Annotated in this window: 10 protein-coding genes and 3 pseudogenes; 7 read left to right on the forward strand and 6 right to left on the reverse strand. The window is 60.4% G+C overall.

What is annotated here, in order from left to right; genetic code table 11:
• Positions 1-90: 90 nt before the first annotated feature.
• The 3 genes from LRP30_RS33545 to istB (LRP30_RS33555) all read left to right on the forward strand — a co-directional run bounded on the left by LRP30_RS33545 (position 91) and on the right by istB (LRP30_RS33555) (position 2,693).
• A complete protein-coding gene (locus LRP30_RS33545; protein WP_249757586.1) occupies positions 91-336 on the forward strand; it encodes a hypothetical protein in 246 nt (81 codons plus the stop codon).
• Between the two features lie 288 nt (positions 337-624).
• Entirely contained in the window at positions 625-1,875 is a 1,251-nt protein-coding gene (gene istA / locus LRP30_RS33550) for an IS21 family transposase (RefSeq protein ID WP_249757587.1), read from the forward strand.
• Between the two features lie 14 nt (positions 1,876-1,889).
• Positions 1,890-2,693: an IS21-like element helper ATPase IstB gene (gene istB, locus LRP30_RS33555; RefSeq protein WP_249757588.1), complete on the forward strand. Its 804-nt coding sequence runs from the start codon at positions 1,890-1,892 to the stop codon at positions 2,691-2,693.
• A gap of 160 nt (positions 2,694-2,853) precedes the next feature.
• On the opposite strand, the gene LRP30_RS33560 is transcribed toward istB (LRP30_RS33555), so the two are convergent.
• On the reverse strand, positions 2,854-3,543 hold the full coding sequence (locus LRP30_RS33560) for an ATP-dependent Clp protease adaptor ClpS (RefSeq protein ID WP_249757589.1): 690 nt from the start codon (positions 3,541-3,543) through the stop codon (positions 2,854-2,856).
• A 1,039-nt stretch (positions 3,544-4,582) separates the two neighbouring features.
• On the opposite strand from LRP30_RS33560, the gene LRP30_RS33565 reads away from it, so the two are divergent.
• Entirely contained in the window at positions 4,583-4,945 is a 363-nt protein-coding gene (locus LRP30_RS33565) for a hypothetical protein (protein WP_249757590.1), read from the forward strand.
• 618 nt (positions 4,946-5,563) lie between these two features.
• On the opposite strand, the pseudogene LRP30_RS33570 reads toward LRP30_RS33565, so the two are convergent.
• A pseudogene (locus LRP30_RS33570) lies at positions 5,564-7,832 on the reverse strand (DPP IV N-terminal domain-containing protein); the annotation flags it as partial.
• 984 nt (positions 7,833-8,816) lie between these two features.
• On the opposite strand from LRP30_RS33570, the pseudogene LRP30_RS33575 reads away from it, so the two are divergent.
• A pseudogene (locus LRP30_RS33575) lies at positions 8,817-8,906 on the forward strand (DUF736 domain-containing protein); the annotation flags it as partial.
• Positions 8,907-9,043: 137 nt separating this feature from the next.
• Here LRP30_RS33575 and LRP30_RS33580 read toward each other — a convergent pair.
• Positions 9,044-10,369 (reverse strand): DUF3422 domain-containing protein, encoded by a 1,326-nt coding sequence (locus LRP30_RS33580; protein WP_249757591.1) that lies wholly within the window; start codon positions 10,367-10,369, stop codon positions 9,044-9,046.
• Between the two features lie 997 nt (positions 10,370-11,366).
• Here LRP30_RS33580 and LRP30_RS33585 point away from each other — a divergent pair.
• A complete protein-coding gene (locus LRP30_RS33585; RefSeq protein WP_249757592.1) occupies positions 11,367-11,546 on the forward strand; it encodes a hypothetical protein in 180 nt (59 codons plus the stop codon).
• Between the two features lie 377 nt (positions 11,547-11,923).
• Positions 11,924-12,175: a hypothetical protein gene (locus LRP30_RS33590; protein ID WP_249761993.1), complete on the forward strand. Its 252-nt coding sequence runs from the start codon at positions 11,924-11,926 to the stop codon at positions 12,173-12,175.
• Here LRP30_RS33590 and LRP30_RS33595 read toward each other — a convergent pair.
• The 3 genes and pseudogenes from LRP30_RS33595 to istA (LRP30_RS33605) form a co-directional block, all read right to left on the reverse strand.
• A pseudogene (locus LRP30_RS33595) lies at positions 12,059-12,441 on the reverse strand (pyruvate kinase); the annotation flags it as partial. The gene LRP30_RS33590 and the pseudogene LRP30_RS33595 overlap by 117 nt on opposite strands.
• Positions 12,442-13,143: 702 nt before the next feature.
• Complete coding sequence (gene istB, locus LRP30_RS33600) at positions 13,144-13,986, reverse strand: IS21-like element helper ATPase IstB (RefSeq protein ID WP_249756397.1); 843 nt, start codon at positions 13,984-13,986, stop codon at positions 13,144-13,146.
• Positions 13,983-15,485: an IS21 family transposase gene (gene istA, locus LRP30_RS33605; RefSeq protein ID WP_249761693.1), complete on the reverse strand. Its 1,503-nt coding sequence runs from the start codon at positions 15,483-15,485 to the stop codon at positions 13,983-13,985. The genes istB (LRP30_RS33600) and istA (LRP30_RS33605) overlap by 4 nt, the downstream gene beginning before the upstream one ends.
• Positions 15,486-16,737 lie beyond the last annotated feature (1,252 nt).

The raw sequence follows: 16,737 nt of genomic DNA on the forward strand, positions 1-16,737 counted from the left end.
TCTCAGGGGTCGCTGCGCGCGGCCAGAATCCGATTCCGGCGAGTGGCCGCTCGGGGCCCAGTTCTTGAGGCATGCGCCACAAGCGTCCGATTGCTGCTGATGATCCAGCCAAAGGCGAAGGTGCGCCTGCCCGTGCCGTTTTCTCGCCCAGAGCCGGCTCAACGGCAGCAGCGCCAGCGCAGCGACGCCAGCTATTCCTGCACCACGGGCTCGTTGCAATCGTGTAATGGTGCCGAGCGCGCGCATGACGACGGCAAGGGCTTCAACGTCGATCTGATCGGCCTACCCGGCGGCGGACGGCGCGCCATCCGCGTGCGTAAGGAAGCCACCGGCTGATCATGTCAGAAGCCTGAGGACACCGACGTGGCTCTGTGCGATTCTTCCCCGAGCAGCGGCGAGGCCCGCTGGCGTGGCAAGGAAGACCATCCTCAAGCCTTGGAATGGTTGAAGTCCGCTGAGAGCTGATGAGCCGCAAGGTGCAGAGCTACTTTACTTGCCCCGCATTGGAGGCCTGACGGACGAGGCGTTGGAGGCCCGGCTCTACCGACCGCCAACGGTCGGCGCAAAGAATCGTCGACGCAGCCAGACTGGGCATCGGTCCACCGCGAGCTTCGCCGGCCAGGGGTGACGCTGCAGCTACTGTGGGAGGAGCATCGCGCGGCCTACCCGGACAGTTACGGGTACAGCCGCTACTGTGAGCTCTATGGTGCCTGGGCGGCGCGCCTGTCGCCGACGATGCGACAGAGCCATGTCGCTGGCGAGCGCATGTTCGTTGATTACGCCGGCACGACGCTTGAGGTGATGGATGGTTCGAGCGGCGAGGTGCTGACAGCCCAGCTGTTCGTCGCCTCGCTCGGCGCGACGAGCTACACATACGCGGAGGTCACCTGGACGCAGGGCCTGTCCGACTGGATCGGCTCGCACACGCGCGCCTTTGCGTTCATCGGTGGGGTTCCGGCCGTGGTGGTGTCCGACAATCTGCGCTCGGGCGTCACCAAGGCTTGCTTCTATGAGCCGGCGGTCAATCGCACCTACGCCGAGATGGCGGCTCACTACAACACCGCCATTGTCCCGGCGCGGCCGTATCGCGCCCGCGACAAAGCGAAAGTAGAGGTTGCGGTCCAAATCGCGACTCGATTCATCATCGCGAAGCTGCGCAACCGGCAGTTCTTCTCGCTCTCCGCATTGAACGTGGCCATCGCCGAGCTTGTCGCGCAGCTCAACAACCGCGTGTCGCGCCATCTCGGCGCGAGCCGCCGCGCGTTGTTCGACGAGATCGAGCGCTCGGCGCTCAAGCCGCTGCCGGCCGAGCCCTACGTCTTTGCCGAATGGAAGGAATGCAGGGTCGGGCTCGACTACCACGTCGAGATCGAGAAGCACTACTACTCGGTGCCGCACCAATTGCTGCGCGAGAAGGTTTGGGCGCGCATCACGGCGCGCACGATCGAAGTCTTCCACTGCGGCAAACGCGTTGCCGCCCATCTGCGCTCTTCCTCCGACCGCAAGCATACGACGGTGCGCGAGCACATGCCGTCGAGCCACCGGCGCTATGCCGACTGGACGCCAGAGCGCCTCCGGCGAAGCGCCGCCGAGATCGGCCGCCACACGTCGGCACTGATCGCGACTATCCTGCGGGAGCGCACGCATCCCGAGCAAGGCTTCCGCGCCTGTGTCGGCATCCTGCGGCTTGCCAAGACATACGGCCACGAGAGGCTCGAAGCCGCGTGCGGCCGCGCGCTCGAGATCGGCGCGCGCTCCTACAGTTCAGTCAACTCGATCCTCAAGAACAATCTCGATCGCCAGCGGCCCGCAACGCCCACGGACGGGCCAGCGATAGAGCACGACAACATCCGTGGCCCGACCTACTTCCATTGAGGAGATGACGACTGATGCTCTCACATCCCACTCTAGACCAGCTCAGAGCGCTCAAGCTCGACGGCATGGCGCAAGCCTTCACCGAGCTCGAGGTGCAAGAGGAGGCTCGCAATCTCGCGCACGCCGAATGGCTGGCTCTGCTGCTCGACCGCGAGGTCGCCTATCGCAGCACCCGCCGCTTCCAGGCCCGACTACGCGCCGCTCGGCTGCGGCACAGCCAAGCCGCGATCGAGGACGTCGACTACCGCACGCCGCGCCGGCTCGACAAGGCGCTGTTCCAGCAGTTGGCCAGCTGCCGCTGGATAGCCGAGCACCGCGGCCTGCTGGTCACCGGCCCGTGCGGAATCGGCAAGTCGTGGTTAGCCTGCGCGCTCGCGCTGAAGGCTTGCCGCGACGGCTACACGGTCCACTACGCGCGCGTACCGCGCCTGTTCGCTGATCTCGATCTCGCTCACGGCGACGGCCGCTGCCCGCGACTGTTCCGGATGCTGGTCAAGGTTGATCTGCTTGTATTGGACGATTGGGGACCCGACCGCCTCTCAGCCAGCCAGCGGCGCGATCTCATGGAGATCGTCGAGGACCGCCACGGCCGCGGCTCCATCCTCATCACCAGCCAACTCCCTGTGGCAACTTGGCACGAGGTTATTGGCGAGCCCACTGTCGGCGACGCCGTCCTGGATCGTATTGTCCACAACGCTTATCGGATCGAGCTCGACGGCCCGTCCATGCGCAAGCTCAAAGCCGACGAGGAGCGGCTGACGCCGGCCGCGGCCACAACGCCAGCCAACGGCAAGCCGCCCACGGGAGCAAAAATATGAAGCGCATCGCCAGCCCACCGGCCGCCCCCGTGGGTCAACAGGCACCTCCCGCGCGCGCTGCTGCGTCAGCCGTGGGGGCACTCCGCAGCGCGCGCGGGTCCCTCCTGTTGACTGCGGGGACGGCCTCCGCCGCGCTTGACGCCGAGCCAAAACACTGAGATCAGAAAATGCACCTGACGGCACCATCACGCTGGTCGCGATCGATCGGAATGGGTGGTCGCAATCCGTCGTAGCGGGTGGTCGCGATCGTCGGAATACGCAGGCATTTGATTGGCGTAGCCTCGCCGATGTCGATCTCGTGGTATTGTGGCGACGCCAGCCAGACGGGATCGTCTCCGGCGCGCCGGAGCTGCGCGAATGACAGCTTCTCCAAAGTCCATCGCTGCTGCAGGCCAAAGAAGCGGACCGGCGAAGTGAACAGCTTGTCGATTGCGATCTGGATGTCCGCGCGCATGTGGCCGGGAAATTGCCGCACCATAGTCACGAGGCTGTTCGGCGGGATATCGGCGAAATGCCAGGCAATCGCATCACGGGCCCATTCGAACTGGATTTCGGACGGATCTGGCGCCTCGGTTTCGCCAGCAGGCTCGGAGGTGATTTGCAACGTATGTCCTTCAGCTCGGATTCGTTCCTGCGCCGCATCGAAGAGCGCCTTTGCAACTGACGGTGGGAAGGGGCCGCACGCGGCCTTGTCCTGCCGTTCGATCAACATGGAAAGGGCGTAGGCATCGCGCTGATGTCTGCCGAACACCTTTCGGAATAGATTCACCACGAAACCGCGCGGCGTCTTACCGCCATCTTGAAAAACCAGCTGTACAGACTCGGGCACAGTGCAAACTTGATGACTCATTTGAAGCTCTTAGTATGAGTGAAACGGTTTGTCGTTGGCCTTACTTCGCCTGATGCGCTCCATTCGACGCACGGTTGTTAGAGGAACTTGCGCTTTGCCGTCCAGGCGCCATTCAGCCGCATGGACTGCCGGAGAACTCATTGGCGGCTCACGGTGCGCCCCATCAACGCCGGCGTCGATTGGGCCGAATGGCGCAATCGACTGGGATAGCCGAGTAAGGACACGCAGGCCCCAGCGGACCAAACGCACAATCGCGTCGTGGACCTGGGCGACGGCATGTTTGGGCTTTGTCAGTATCCTCACAGTTGTGCTCTCTCCTACAGTCCTTACGTCCTTACGCGCCCGTGTTGGTGTAAAGGGCGAATGATGTCACTGCTTGTCATCCAGCCTCTCTAGTTTCCGGGTCTTTCAGCAAATTGCATGCCGGTCGCGCAAACGACTCTCAAACTGTTCTTCGCAGGAGAATCGGCACCTGCCCAGGAGCATGAGCTTCGCTTCCTTGAAGCTCGCTAGTTGCCAGATGAGCGAGCGGAAATTCACACGCATCGCGGTCAACGGCACTAGCCACACTCTGGCCGGACTTTTCGCAACCGACATCCCTCCTTTTGGATAAGCGCTAGCGATAGGCCCCGCCGCGCCACGATACGGCCGCACTGCCGCTAACAACCGCACCACCGATCACCACGATGTCCGCTGACTTGGGCTGCGCCTCATCACTGCTGATGTGGTGGATAATGGGCGGCATGGGGCCTCGGCAATCAAGAAAAGCTAGCGGTATCGGCGAGGCGGTGTCGCATAATGCACCGACAGCTGCGGCATTTTGGTTCTTTGTGCCGAACATCGCCGGCATTCGGCAGTGCGCTGAAGAGGCAGGGCCACCCTCGAGGCATTTGCGCTGCAATGCGAGACTGCTTGCGCCGGTGGGACGAGAATTGTGAAGCGACATCTGGATTTAAGGCGCCATTGCGCACTAAAGATGTTACCGGACAACTTCCCTGTCGTGTCTGGGCGGAGCTGCCGAGTCAGTTCGGTGGCGGCCATGGCAGGAAAGATCAGGACGCGCGCAAAGCGCGAGATCACATCAGCGCTGGCGGAGCGTTATCGGGCGAGCGGGCAGCTCAAGAAGGAACGGATTTTAGACGAGCTGTGCGCCGGTACGGGACGGCATCGTCAGCACGCGATCCGAGCACTGTCGGGTTCGGCGGTGCCGCGGCGATGGGGCCGGAGCTACGGAGCTTTCATTCACGTTGCACTAATTGTGCTATGGGACGCCTCTGACCGGCTCTGCAGTAAGCGGCTCGTCGCGATGATCCCGTTCTTTCTTCCGGGTCTCGATCTGCTGTTCAACTCATCCCACACCTCGTCTCGCATTAGGGCGTCCTTCTTGTTGTGGAAGAAGTGAGGTGTCGGACGATCAACGTCCGCCTCTCGCCATATTAAACATGTCAGGATCGACTGCTTTGAACTTCGCTGAGGGATTCCAAACAACGCCCTTCCTCGGCTCTCGCGGTCGCCAGGCGCGCTTACCACGCGCCGCGTCGTCTCGGATCGATCCCAGTCAATCCAGTGGGCGCGCCGCAGCACGTCAATGAAGAAATAGACCTTTGCGGGATGCATCCTCTCGGGCGCCGTCACCTTAAGTGGAAAGAACGCGACGCTCCGCGGTGTCAAGTGCTCCAGCGCCGCACGCGCAATCCGAAACAAAGAAAGAGCGGCTGGTTGGCCTGCAGATGTCGGGAAACGCGAAGGTGTCATCAACTGTTAGGTACCCAGCCACGGGATCCTGTTGAAGTGCAACGCCATCAATATGCTTATCTATGAGTTGGTGCGAAGGACTTGGTACATCCCCCACTCATGTTCCGTTACATCCAAGAGGTAAACCATTCCTCTCTCTGCTGTTGAGCTTCTACGCGGCGTCTTCGGATCTGCCCGCGAACTGAAGGTGCCCATGACCTACCGTCATCCGCGCTTCACACGAACGCTGACCGGGCCAAACTCGTCCCGCCGTAGAACGTGGACATCACTTGTGAGATTCGATCGAGCTAATTAGTTGGCGATCGCGTCCTCGCATCCAGCACCGGCTCAGCGGCTCGATCGAAGCCGCGTTCCAGTTAGGGGGTGTCTGCCACAGAATGTTGCGAACGAAAAAATCCACGAGCTTTAGTTTGCAGTAATTGCCTGGCACTCCGTGGTTTCCGTTCGGCACCACAGGCATGTCGAAGAATTTTCCTGCGTCGATAAGACGGTCGGCAAGTTGGAACGTGGATGACGGATCGACGTTTTCATCCAGTTCGCCGACAATCAGCAACAGCTTACCTTGTAATCGGTGCGAGTTGTCGACGGCGGAGGATTGTGAATACTCGATGCCGACCGGCCAGCCCATCCACTGCTCATTCCACCAGATCTTGTCCATTCGGTTGTCATAGCAACCACAATTAGCGACCCCAACCTTGTAGAACTCAGAATGGAGGAGGAGTGCGCTCACAGCATTCTGACCACCGGCGGACGCACCAAAAATGCCAAGGTTTGAAATATCGTACCACGGATAGTTTGCGCTTGCTGCCTTGTGCCACAGGATTCGATCGGGAAGGCCACCGTCCTTCAGATTTTTCCAGGCGACGTCGTGGAACGCTCGCGAGCGGTTGTTCGTCCCCATCCCATCGATCTGTACAACGACGAATCCAAGTTGCGCGAGCGGCTCGGCCGAGGCTGAGAATGACTTCGGAACGAAAGAACCGTGAGGGCCAGCATATATTCTCTCTACGACCGGATATCGCTTGGTTTGATCGAAATTAATGGGAAGGTGAATGACACCCCAAATATCAGTCTCGCCATCTCCCCCCTTCGCATGAAAGCTGAGCGGCGGCGTCCAGCCAGCAGCCACGAGCTCCGAAATGTCGGCGCTTTCGATCTGCATGAGCTTCGAATTGTCACTGGTTCGGTATAAGACCAGGCTCGGCGGAAGGTCGATTCGTGAACACAGGTCTACAAAGTAGCGGCCATCTGGCGAGAACTCGATGTGATGATTTGCCGCTCCAGGCGTGAGCGCAGTCAGGCCCATCCCGTCAAAGTCGATTCGATAGCCATGGATGAAGTAAGGATCTTCGCTTGCGTTCATTCCGCTCGCGCCAAACCAGATCTGGCGCTTCACCGGATCGACAAAATAGACCGTGCGGACCACCCACTTGCCTCTGGTGATCTGATTTTTAAGCTCGCCGGTTCGGCCATCGAAAAGGTAGAGATGCTCGTGTCCGTCGCGCTCGGACGCCCAGATGATCTCCTTCCCGTCTGCGACGTTATACTGAAAGATTTTGCCAGTGCACTCCTGGTCCATGTTCAGCGGCTGATAGTCGATGAAGGTCTTGCTGCACTCATCGATCAGCGAGCGGACTTCTCCGGTGGCTGCTACCACTTCTAGCAGGCGATAGAGCTGATGACCTCGTTGATTGTACTTAAAAGTGAAAGCTCGACTGTCCTCCCACCACTCGATCGGCGAAAGTTCGTAAGGATTTCGGAATAGATTGTTGTCGAGTTGGATCTCACGTCGGCTGCCGATCTCAAAGAGCACCGGGTGTGATACTGTCAACAGGTCGCCAGGTTTAGGGTACGTCATCGTCCGGCGCCTCGGATGAACGGTCGGTCGGCGACGATTCGACGAAATGAATCTAACGCTCGTATCCGGGGCGGAACCGGTATCCCGCAAGATAGCGCGAGTTGGGAGACCAACTCAGTGTCGACAACCCATAGTAGTTGCTCTCGGATCCGTCCCAGGTCAAGGGCATGTCCTGCGATCCTTGCTGCACAGGAACAGATTGTGCCTATTGATATAGGCCAGCCATTTACCATCAGGAGATGCGCTTTTTTCCTTCGGATCATTTTCTACCGGAGGGCTGCCATAGGGGTTCTCCTCATGGACTTTGGAGGAAGCGTTCTGGGTTAGACAAGAGTAGCTCACAAGATCGCAGCTCCACCTGGTGCTCTTGATCTGGAAGCTGATCTCGCGACCATCGCTAGCCAGGTCAAAGCGACGGAATGGCAGATTGTCAGCGTCGTAATGCCTCTGGGTTTGCTCGGGTCAGGGCGGCAGCCAGCTTATCATGATCAAAGGCCAGCTGTTTTGCGCCCTTGACAACGTTCACGAGGATGAATTGGCGCCGGCCCCTTACCGTTCGGCAAAAAGCAAAGGCCTCACCATCTGACATCCAGAACGGCACGTCCGCGACATTGACCGTGAGCTGAGCATAGTAGCCGTTGATCGAGAGCGCTCGTTCGTAATCCGCCACCTGCAGGATCTCGTGTCCCAGTGTGTCTTTCCGGCGGTTCACGGCTTCCTCCTCCTCTGAGCTAACGGAGCGATGGTTAAGGTGCCCCGTATACGAAAGGAGCAATAAGGCTCGCTGGTAGGGTGCTGCTAAGTCGTGGGCCGAAAGATCTCCAGTGTCCTTTCGGTTCAATCCTCTTGAGCTCCGTTCCAAGTCCTCCCTGCAGAAATGATGCCATCGAAGCTGCAGGCGTTATTACGTTGTTATCTGATCCCCTTGGCGGCTAGAGCATAAGAAGAGTAACGCGAACACGAATGTGTAAAATCAAACACAGAATCGAGTTCGGCAGTATCGGGAGGTCGAGCGAGCAAGGTTAGGCAGCGGTCATCTCCCGCAGCCGTGACTCTCGAGAAATATCAACCCGCTTCGGACGCGAGTGCGAGGGCATACAAGCACACGCGACCTTGCACAGCTGCGCCAACAGCACGCGGTTTCAAGTGGCATGTAAGGGTGCCAGATCCTCCGAGCCGGCGCGGATGTCCGTTGCGGTCTCGTGGACATTTGTTTGAAGGACATCGAACGTGTTTGATGCAATCTTGGCTGAATTGCTTCAATCCTGTCATGGGGCGTTACTCTTGTCGCGGGCTACGCTTAGTGAGCAGCGATTTCCACCAGAGTGCTATGGACCGGCCCAGGAACATATCGTCCTGCACTCCGGCGCTGGGCCCGCCGCCTGTGGAGATCGTTTCAGGATTCGCCACGTGGCCCTCGCGGCCGCGGGCGCGGGGATGCTGATTCATGGCCGGCCGACATTCAGTGCCCGTTGGTACAGCGGACAAACGCGCGCCCAGCGAGGCAATGCGCAAACTCGTGCTCGCCCTTGCCCGCGCCGCAGCGATAGCCGCGCAGAATCAGCAGAACCGTCAAACCAGTGCAGGCGATGATGATGAGAGCGGCGATCTACACAAGGTTTAGTGACAAGGAAACGCAGACCGCCAAGTCGATCGAGGATCAGGGATCTTCGCCAACCTCTTCGCCGACGAGGAAGGTGAGGGCTTCAGCCTGATCTGGTCCCGTCCCAGCCGTCGCAACGGCGACTGACCCGATCCACAATGCCTCGCCCGGCTGGTCCGGGCGGGGCATTACCTTGCGCAGGAGCCAGGCCGCGATCTTGCGGCAGCGGCGCACCCGACCATGCGAGCTTCGCAGGACGGACGCACCGATTCCCTCAAGGAGCTTTAGTCGCAAGTAACCGAGGGCGTGTCGTCGTGCTTGAGGTGTCGCTTTCGGACATTGTAACTCACCAGCCAGATCACGCCGACCGCGATCGGCACGAAGGCTGCGGTCAGGAACGAGGGCTCTACTCGCAGTCCGACATCATGCGCGCCCTTGGCAAGATAGCTAAACAGGCTGACCACATAATATCCTATCGCCCCGACCGACAATCCTTCGACCGTGCACTGCAGCCGAAGTTGCTGTCTCGCGCGCTCGTTGATAGCCTGCAACAGGTCACGATTCTGTCGTTCGATTTCAACGTCGACCCGGGTTCGCAACAGATCGGCGGCGCGCGCGAGCTTGACCGACAGAGTCGCCTGGCGATCCTCCACGGTTGCGCAGGTTCGCATCGCCGGCGCCATGCGGCGTGCCAGAAACGACGACCAGGTTGGATAGCCCGAGACATCGTTGCCTTCAATAATGGATAGTCGCGATTGGACCAGCTCGTTATAGGCCCTGCTGGCGCCGAATCGAAACAGGCTGCCGGTCGCGCCTCTTTCGAAGGATGCGGCCAGAGCCGTCAGCTCGGCAAGCAGATGGTTGTTGAACTGCAGCCCCTCACCGCTTTGCATTTTCTCGAGCGCCTCAACAAGACGGCGGTCGATGCGATCAACAGATGGTGCAAGCTCAAGGGCCGCCGACAGGCCAAGCAGCGCTAATGGACGGTAGGTCTCGATTTCCAGGAGCCGTTGCACCAGCGCTCCGAGATCGTGCGACGTCAACCCGAGGTCGCAGACGAGGATTTTCGTGAAGCCTTTTTCGTCTACGCGGAAGTCTGAAGCGGCAACGGCTGCGCCGCTCTTTGTGGCAACCATGGCCAGGCTGTTCTTGTCAAAAATCTGTTCGGCCCGCCTGGTCGGCGAGGCGTCCCGCTCCACTTCTAGCCTGATCGCGACCAGCAACTGTCCGGTCTGACGTAACGCGCGGATCAGCGATCGGACGGTGCCATCAACTTTGTCAAAATGGTCTGCGGCAGAACAATTTGCGTCAGTCCAGATCCAGGTGAATGTTGTAAATTCTGAATGCTGCTCCCAGCGTAGCGTAGCGGGCCCGATGACAATCTGATGAAGTTTCGCCGATTGCTCAGGCGGCGTAAGATTGCGATCGAGGCAAAAATCGATAAAACGGCAGCGATCGCTTGTGGCCGCCTCGCCCTGTGCAAGAAAAGCGAAGTGGATCACGCTGAAGGGCGAAACAAGGCGCGTGAAGGGGCGCGCGTGCACTTCGCCGAGCACAGCGTCGCGTTGCGGATGTGGCGTGAAGGTTCGCAGATCCAGTTCATCGATCATGTATTGACGCCTCACTTCAGGGTGAGCAGGCAACCGTCAGCCTTGACGCGGGAGGCAATGGCGGTGCTGGGAAACGGTTGCGCGCGGCTAGGTTTCTGATCGAGTCATGTCGACGATCACGACCGAGGCCGCCTTGAACTCGGGAAAGAGGTCTTGCAGGAGGAAGGTCAGGCCAGGCAGATTGAGATGGATCCGCCTCATCCAGCTTTCGAATGACGCCATCAACGTATGGTCCGGTGTCTATGGCGAAATGCCGGCATTGTGACTCAATAGGTGTAGCGGTGCGCCAGCAAGCCGTTCCGCGACCTTGGCGGTGGCGCGCGGCACCGGTCGACGAATGCCTAGATTTACGTGGACATGGTTGTCTGTCTCCGAATCCCACCGACATCGCCCGCCACCGAAGGGGTGCCGCGTGCAAGTGAAGATACGCCGGCCCTCTTCTGAAAGCAGTTTTCCGGTGGGATGACCGATGCCGCGCGAGGCCGTGGCAAGCAGGAACATCTTCCGTTCTCCCAGCGTGGTACAGATAAACGACCTCCGGTGCGGCAAGCGCATTGTCGATTGACGGATCGAGGCCCAAACTCGACTCCCATCTTGTTGCCGGCGCCAAACTTCCTGGCGCCGAGAGCCGGTGCAGGATTTGGGCCAGTACTATAGAAGGGGCACTCTCGCGTCTTTTTTACGCAATGTGGCTTTCGAAGACAGTCGGAGGCGGGTTTCAGACATAAGCACGCTTGTATTCTGACAGAATGCGCACGTGGCACAGGGAAGGGGCTGTTTTCGGCAAGGTGATCGCTCGCCCGGCCGCTGCCATTGTTTGAGCGGCCACGCTCTGGTTGGATTTGTCGATGCAGCCGAAAGAAGACGGGCTAGTCTTTCTTCGCAAGCACCACGGGCTTTCCAACATCATCCTCAAAGAGCTGACTCTGAGGCTGGATCGTGAGGGGCAACGCCGCACCTTCTACGGTCTGCGGCATACTACATCTGCTTTCGCCTCATGGAAGGCGCCGACGTTTATCAGATCGCCAAGAACTGCCGGACCAGCGTGCAGATGATTGAGGATTTCTACGCCTCGCATATTGAGAGCATGGTCGATCCGGCGGTCGTCAACGTCCGGCGCCCCAAGAAGCGCACAAAACGCAAAAAAGCTCTGCAATCGTCGGAGAATCCGCTATAGCAATTCTGCGTTGGCTTACGGGCACTTAGCCCGCTAGAATGGCGCAACGCGGGCGTGGCGAAATTGGTAGACGCAAGGGACTTAAGCATTTGAGTGCCCCCGGGGAAACCCGAGGTGCAGAACTGCCCAAACTCGGGGAAACCGGAAACAGGCAATCCCGAGCCAAGCGCGCCGTTCGAACGAACGGCTCGAAGGTGTAGAGACTAGACGAGCAGCACCTAAAGCGCGAAGCGCAACGGTGAAGGTATAGTCCAGACCACAAACTAGCCGGACGTGCGAACGCGCCCAGGCGAGGCGACGAAAGTCGTAGTGGTACGAAAATCCCTCGGCTCGAAGAGCTGTGCCGGTTCGAGCCCGGCCGCCCGCACCATCCCACAATGTTGAGAGCCTCCGACAAGTTGTTCTTTTCGGTGACATCGGCAGCAAGCCCAAGCAGCCATTGCGGCTTGCCGGCCCGATCCAGCAACGGCTCGGCTCGGGCGCAAATCCTGCGCATCGGACGTCAGCTTTTCGACGAACAGACCAACGCGCCCATCATCGATGAGCAAATCCTGACCGGGATAAACGGCTGCGAATATTTCCGGATGAGGCTGCGGGATCGACTGCTTCCCGCCCGTCCTTTCGCTTAGTGTGAAGCAGACGGTCTCGCCGGCATCCAGCGCGAGCTTGCCTTCATCGAGCCGGCCACGCGGATCTTCGGGCCTTGCAGATCCTGTAGCATGCCGATCGGTCGATTGAATTCCCGCTCGAGCGCGCGGATGGAGGCGAGCACGCTGGCGTGATCGTCATGGGCCCCCTGGCTGAGGTTCAGCCTGAAAGTATCAGCCCTCGACTCAGGTGACGAGGTTGCCGGGCCGACGCTTGCGACGATCTTAGCATCGCGTGAGCGGCGCATCGTGCCCCTCCAGCTTAGAAGATCATAACTGTATGAAGCCCTGCAGGGCTGTTCATAAGGTGTTTAAGTGGTGCTGGTTGACCATGCGCATCCTTGCTTTGCCGCTGGTCCGTCGACGCAGGGCGAACAGGAGAGAACACTCGGCTTACACTCCCGATGCCGCCGCGGGCTGCCCTTGTCGCGCCGACCGCACGATGCTGTCGATCGCGCGGTAGGCGAACACAATTGCCGGCCCGATCGTAATGCCTGCCCCAGGATAGATTCCACGCATCGGCGAAGTCATATCATTGCCGCAGGCATAAAGACCTGCGATCGGCCCCCATTTCCATTCAGGACCTGTCCCTCTGCATCCCGCTTCTATATGTGTTAAAGAAGAGCTTCACCTGTGTGGCTGTGCGTCCGATCGATGCCCGAGAGAACAACACGCTGGTCTATACGAAGGCGATGGTGCGAGCGGTCGTAAAGGATTATGCGACCGTCGAAGGATTTATCCGCGTTTATCCGACCGAACTTGATCCCCCCAGGTCTTTCTATCGTCCGCGTGTAAGGTGGGCGGAACCAGGACGACGGCGATTCCCGGCCTATAGCGCGACAATCAGGATGAGAGCGGCGCGTCAATCAAGATGAGACGAGGCGGCCGAGTCAGGAGATAATTGACGCTGGCCGCCGGCTTGGCAAGCGTTGATTGACGCTGCGCGACAATCAAGCGGCGCTGCCAGCGTCAATCGCAGTCTTGTCGAGTTCGTTGGGGGTAGTGTGAACAGGCGGCCGGCCTGGACCGCGCTTGCGATCGAGGGCAACTTTTCGACGGTAACTTTCGACGTTCATCTCGAGGATCGTGGCGTGGTGGACCAAACGATCGATGGCAGCCAACGTCATTGCTTGGTCCGGGAAGATACGCCCCCATTCGCCAAATGGCTGATTGGCCGTGATCAGCAGCGAGCGTCGTTCGTAGCGGGCGGCGATCAACTCGAACAGCACACTGGTTTCCGCCTGATCCTTGCTCACATATGTGATGTCGTCGAGGATCAGGAGGTCATAGCGATCGAGTTTGCCGATCGCGGACTCCAGCGCCAGCTCGCGCCGCGCGACCTGCAGCCGTTGCACCAGATCAGTGGTGCGCGCGAAGAGAACGCGCCAACCGTTCTCGACGAGAGCCAGGCCGATCGCCGCGCCGAGATGGGTCTTGCCGCCGCCCGGTGGACCGAACAAGAGCAAATTGGCGCCGGCCTTCAACCAGGCGTCGCCGGCAGCGAGCGCCATCGCCTGTGCCTTTGATAGCATCGGCACGCTCTCGAAGTCGAAGGTGGCGAGCGTCTTGCCGGCGGGCAAACGCGCTTCCACCATGTGTCGCTCGATCCGACGGCGGGTACGATCGGATGCCTCGTGCTCGGCAAGGGCGGCGAGGAAGCGGGCGGCAGGCCACCCTTCCTTGTCCGACTGTGCGGCGAGCTTCGGCCAGATCGCCTTGACGCCCGGCAGGCGGAGCTCATTGAGAAGCAACTCGACACGAGCAGCATCGACGGAGGTGGCGATGCTGGTCATGCTGCCTCTCCCAGATTCGAGCGGCCCGACATGACGCTGACGGAGGCGAGTTCATCGTAGACGTCGAGCGGCGCCAGCTTGACGGCGACGCGCGGGATCGAGGCCGCCTCGGGTCGGAAGCGGTCGCGCAGCGCGGCAAGATCGGGTAACTGTCCGGCGTCCAGATCCATCGCGATCGCCTTGGCGAGCTCGGCTTCGCAGGCTCGCTCGTGGGCCAGCGCTAGAAGTTCGACCGTCACCTTGCAGGCGCGCCGATCGTCACCGTGCTCCCGCAAGGTCTCGAACAGGCGTCTGTAAGCGGCGCGCGGGAAGAGCTGGTCGCGATAGACGAGGTTGAGGAGCGCCATCGGCTTGCGCCGCAGGGCATGGATGACGTGCCGATAATCGACGACATGCCCGCCCTGGCTCTCCGACACAGGCCGACCGCGCCGCAACGTCACAACCGGCGTGACGCCGAGGAAGCATTCGAGCCGGTCGTCGAAGATGCGCACACGCAGGCGATGGCCAATCAGCCTTGAAGGAACGGTGTAGAACACGCGCCGCAGGATGAAGCCGCCTGACGACGTCACCGGGATCACTTTCTCGTCGAAGTCGGTCGTGCGGCCTTTCGGCAGCGGCGCCAATGCCTCCTTCTCGAGCGCGATCGGCTTGGCGAGATTGGCGTTGCGCCGGCCGACAATCTCGTCGACAAAAGCCCGGTAGGCATCGAGACTGGCGAAGTCGCGCGTCCCCCGCAGCAACAGCGCATCTTCCAGTGCGCGCTTGAGATGGCCGTGCGCACTCTCGATCGAGCCGTTCTCGTGTGCAATGCCCGCATTGTTGCGTGTTGGTGCCATGCCATAGTGGCCCATCAGCGCAGCGTAGCGCTGTGTCAGATCCTCACGCGCGTCAGCCGCCAGATTGCGGAACGCCGCCGATAGGCTGTCGCTGCGATGCTCCCGTGGAACGCCGCCAAGCGCCCACAGGGCGTTCTGCAAGCCCTCCGCCAGGGCGACGAAGCTTTCGCCCCCGAGCACGACATGGGCATGCTCGAAGCCGGAGAACGCCAACCGGAAGTGATAGAGCCGGTGATCGAGTGGCTCACCTACGATGGTAATGCCGAGCGCGCTCACGTCGGTGAAGTCGGACAGACCCAGCCGCCCGGGCTCGTGCTCTTGGCGGAAGATCACGTCCTGTTCGGGGCCGTTGAGCGCCCGCCACGCATTGATGCGCCGCTCCAGCGTGCGTCGGATGTTGGGGTTGAGGTCGCGATGCCGCCGGCGCAGTTCGTCCAGCACACCGATCACGCGGATGCCGGGAGCAGCCTTCAGGATCGGAACGATCTCGGCGTCCCAATAGGGCGCGAGTGGATCGGATCGTCGCCGGCCCCTCGGCGCCTTCTTCTGCGATGGCGGGCGCGCATCGCCCTCAATCCGATACGCACTCGCTTTCGAGAACCCCGCCTTGGCCGCGGCCGCTTCGGGGGACAATGTCAGTCGGTAGGTCATGTACAGCCTCATCTGGTGGTCGGTGATGTGAAGGCCAGGCAAGGCATCGATTCCCTCTTGTCGAGACGAATCAAAAGCTTGCACCAGCCCCGCCCAGCCGCCAGACGGGTCCAAAAACGCGCCACGCCGATGGGGACGGTCCTCCGGTCGGGCTACGCCCTCCCTTCGGTCCGTCCCCATCGGCGCAGTCTCACCTTGATTGTCGCTGGAGTCTCACCCTGATCGCCGCCGCGCACCGGCCTGGCGTTCTCGTGCAGACGGAGAATGTCATTGCTTGGGAGCTCATTGATGCCTCCGCGCGAATGTTGGAGGATCCACTATGGCAGCAAGCCGCCTTGTCTCTGTCCTTCGGAGCAGGTCAAGGACAAATACATGGCCCGAATGAACGTGGATCGGCACGAACAACAAGATAAGTAACAGCTCTGCCCGGCCGATGTCGACTTCGACAGCTGCCTGATATCATTCAAACGAGCCGTCGAGAAACGCACCTTTCGGGACGACCGAGGGCCTTCTTTTACTTATATTTGCGCGGTTTCACCTTCGTATAACACTTAGCGATCGCTCGGTTTGCTCGACGAGTATGGGCCTGATCGGCAATAGCGGCACATAATCGCGACTCCAAATACAACCGCAGTGTGGGCATCATTCCGTCATTCTCCCGAAGTCGGGGAATGCGCGAGCACAGTGACACGCTCCTCGCAACCGTTGACGCCTAGGGCGTCGAGATCAATCCACGAGCTGTTGCCACTATCCAGCGGTTGCCCCAACGGACGATAGAATCGATTCGCCCGATGCCTGGGACCACGTCGCCCCGTGCTGCCATTCGAATCCCATCGGGCCCTTCGAGCACCGCCGTTCCGCCGCGAACCTCAAGGACTGTCCAACCCCCAATAGTCGCTGGTCTTGTCTCGGGAACCGACAGGAGCGGCCCCGCGGGCTCGAGCGAGCCGGTCACAGACATGTCCGCCTCCACAGCAGAGGAAGCTTGATTCGAAACTTCCGCCGATTGCGCCGCACTCGACGCTTTGGCGACAGGCTTCGGAGCAAGGCTCGCGCTGACTGTGGAGGGCTGACCTAAACCAGACGGTGCTCGCGAGCCTGGTGCTGATGCTATCTTTCGGACGCTTTCGGCCTTACCGCCTGACTTTCTGTCAGGCATCCAGCGCGAAGCCGTATCTATCTGAGCAATTGGGTTGAGAGCCGAGATAGTTGCAGGACCGTACAAAGCCCCAGCCCATCCCAATCCGAAGCCCCCAGCCAAAGC

It is taken from the genome of Bradyrhizobium sp. C-145, assembly GCF_023375135.1.
Lineage (GTDB): Bacteria > Pseudomonadota > Alphaproteobacteria > Rhizobiales > Xanthobacteraceae > Bradyrhizobium > Bradyrhizobium zhanjiangense.

Excerpts from the sequence above, each read along its gene's own strand:
- istB (WP_249757588.1), top strand. The coding sequence starts at position 1,890 with ATGCTCTCACATCCCACTCTAGACCAGCTCAGAGCGCTCAAGCTCGAC.
- LRP30_RS33560 (WP_249757589.1), bottom strand. The coding sequence starts at position 3,543 with ATGAGTCATCAAGTTTGCACTGTGCCCGAGTCTGTACAGCTGGTTTTT.
- LRP30_RS33565 (WP_249757590.1), top strand. The coding sequence starts at position 4,583 with ATGGCAGGAAAGATCAGGACGCGCGCAAAGCGCGAGATCACATCAGCG.
- LRP30_RS33580 (WP_249757591.1), bottom strand. The coding sequence starts at position 10,369 with ATGATCGATGAACTGGATCTGCGAACCTTCACGCCACATCCGCAACGC.
- LRP30_RS33585 (WP_249757592.1), top strand. The coding sequence starts at position 11,367 with ATGGAAGGCGCCGACGTTTATCAGATCGCCAAGAACTGCCGGACCAGC.
- LRP30_RS33590 (WP_249761993.1), top strand. The coding sequence starts at position 11,924 with ATGTTGAGAGCCTCCGACAAGTTGTTCTTTTCGGTGACATCGGCAGCA.
- istB (WP_249756397.1), bottom strand. The coding sequence starts at position 13,986 with ATGACCAGCATCGCCACCTCCGTCGATGCTGCTCGTGTCGAGTTGCTT.
- istA (WP_249761693.1), bottom strand. The coding sequence starts at position 15,485 with ATGAGGCTGTACATGACCTACCGACTGACATTGTCCCCCGAAGCGGCC.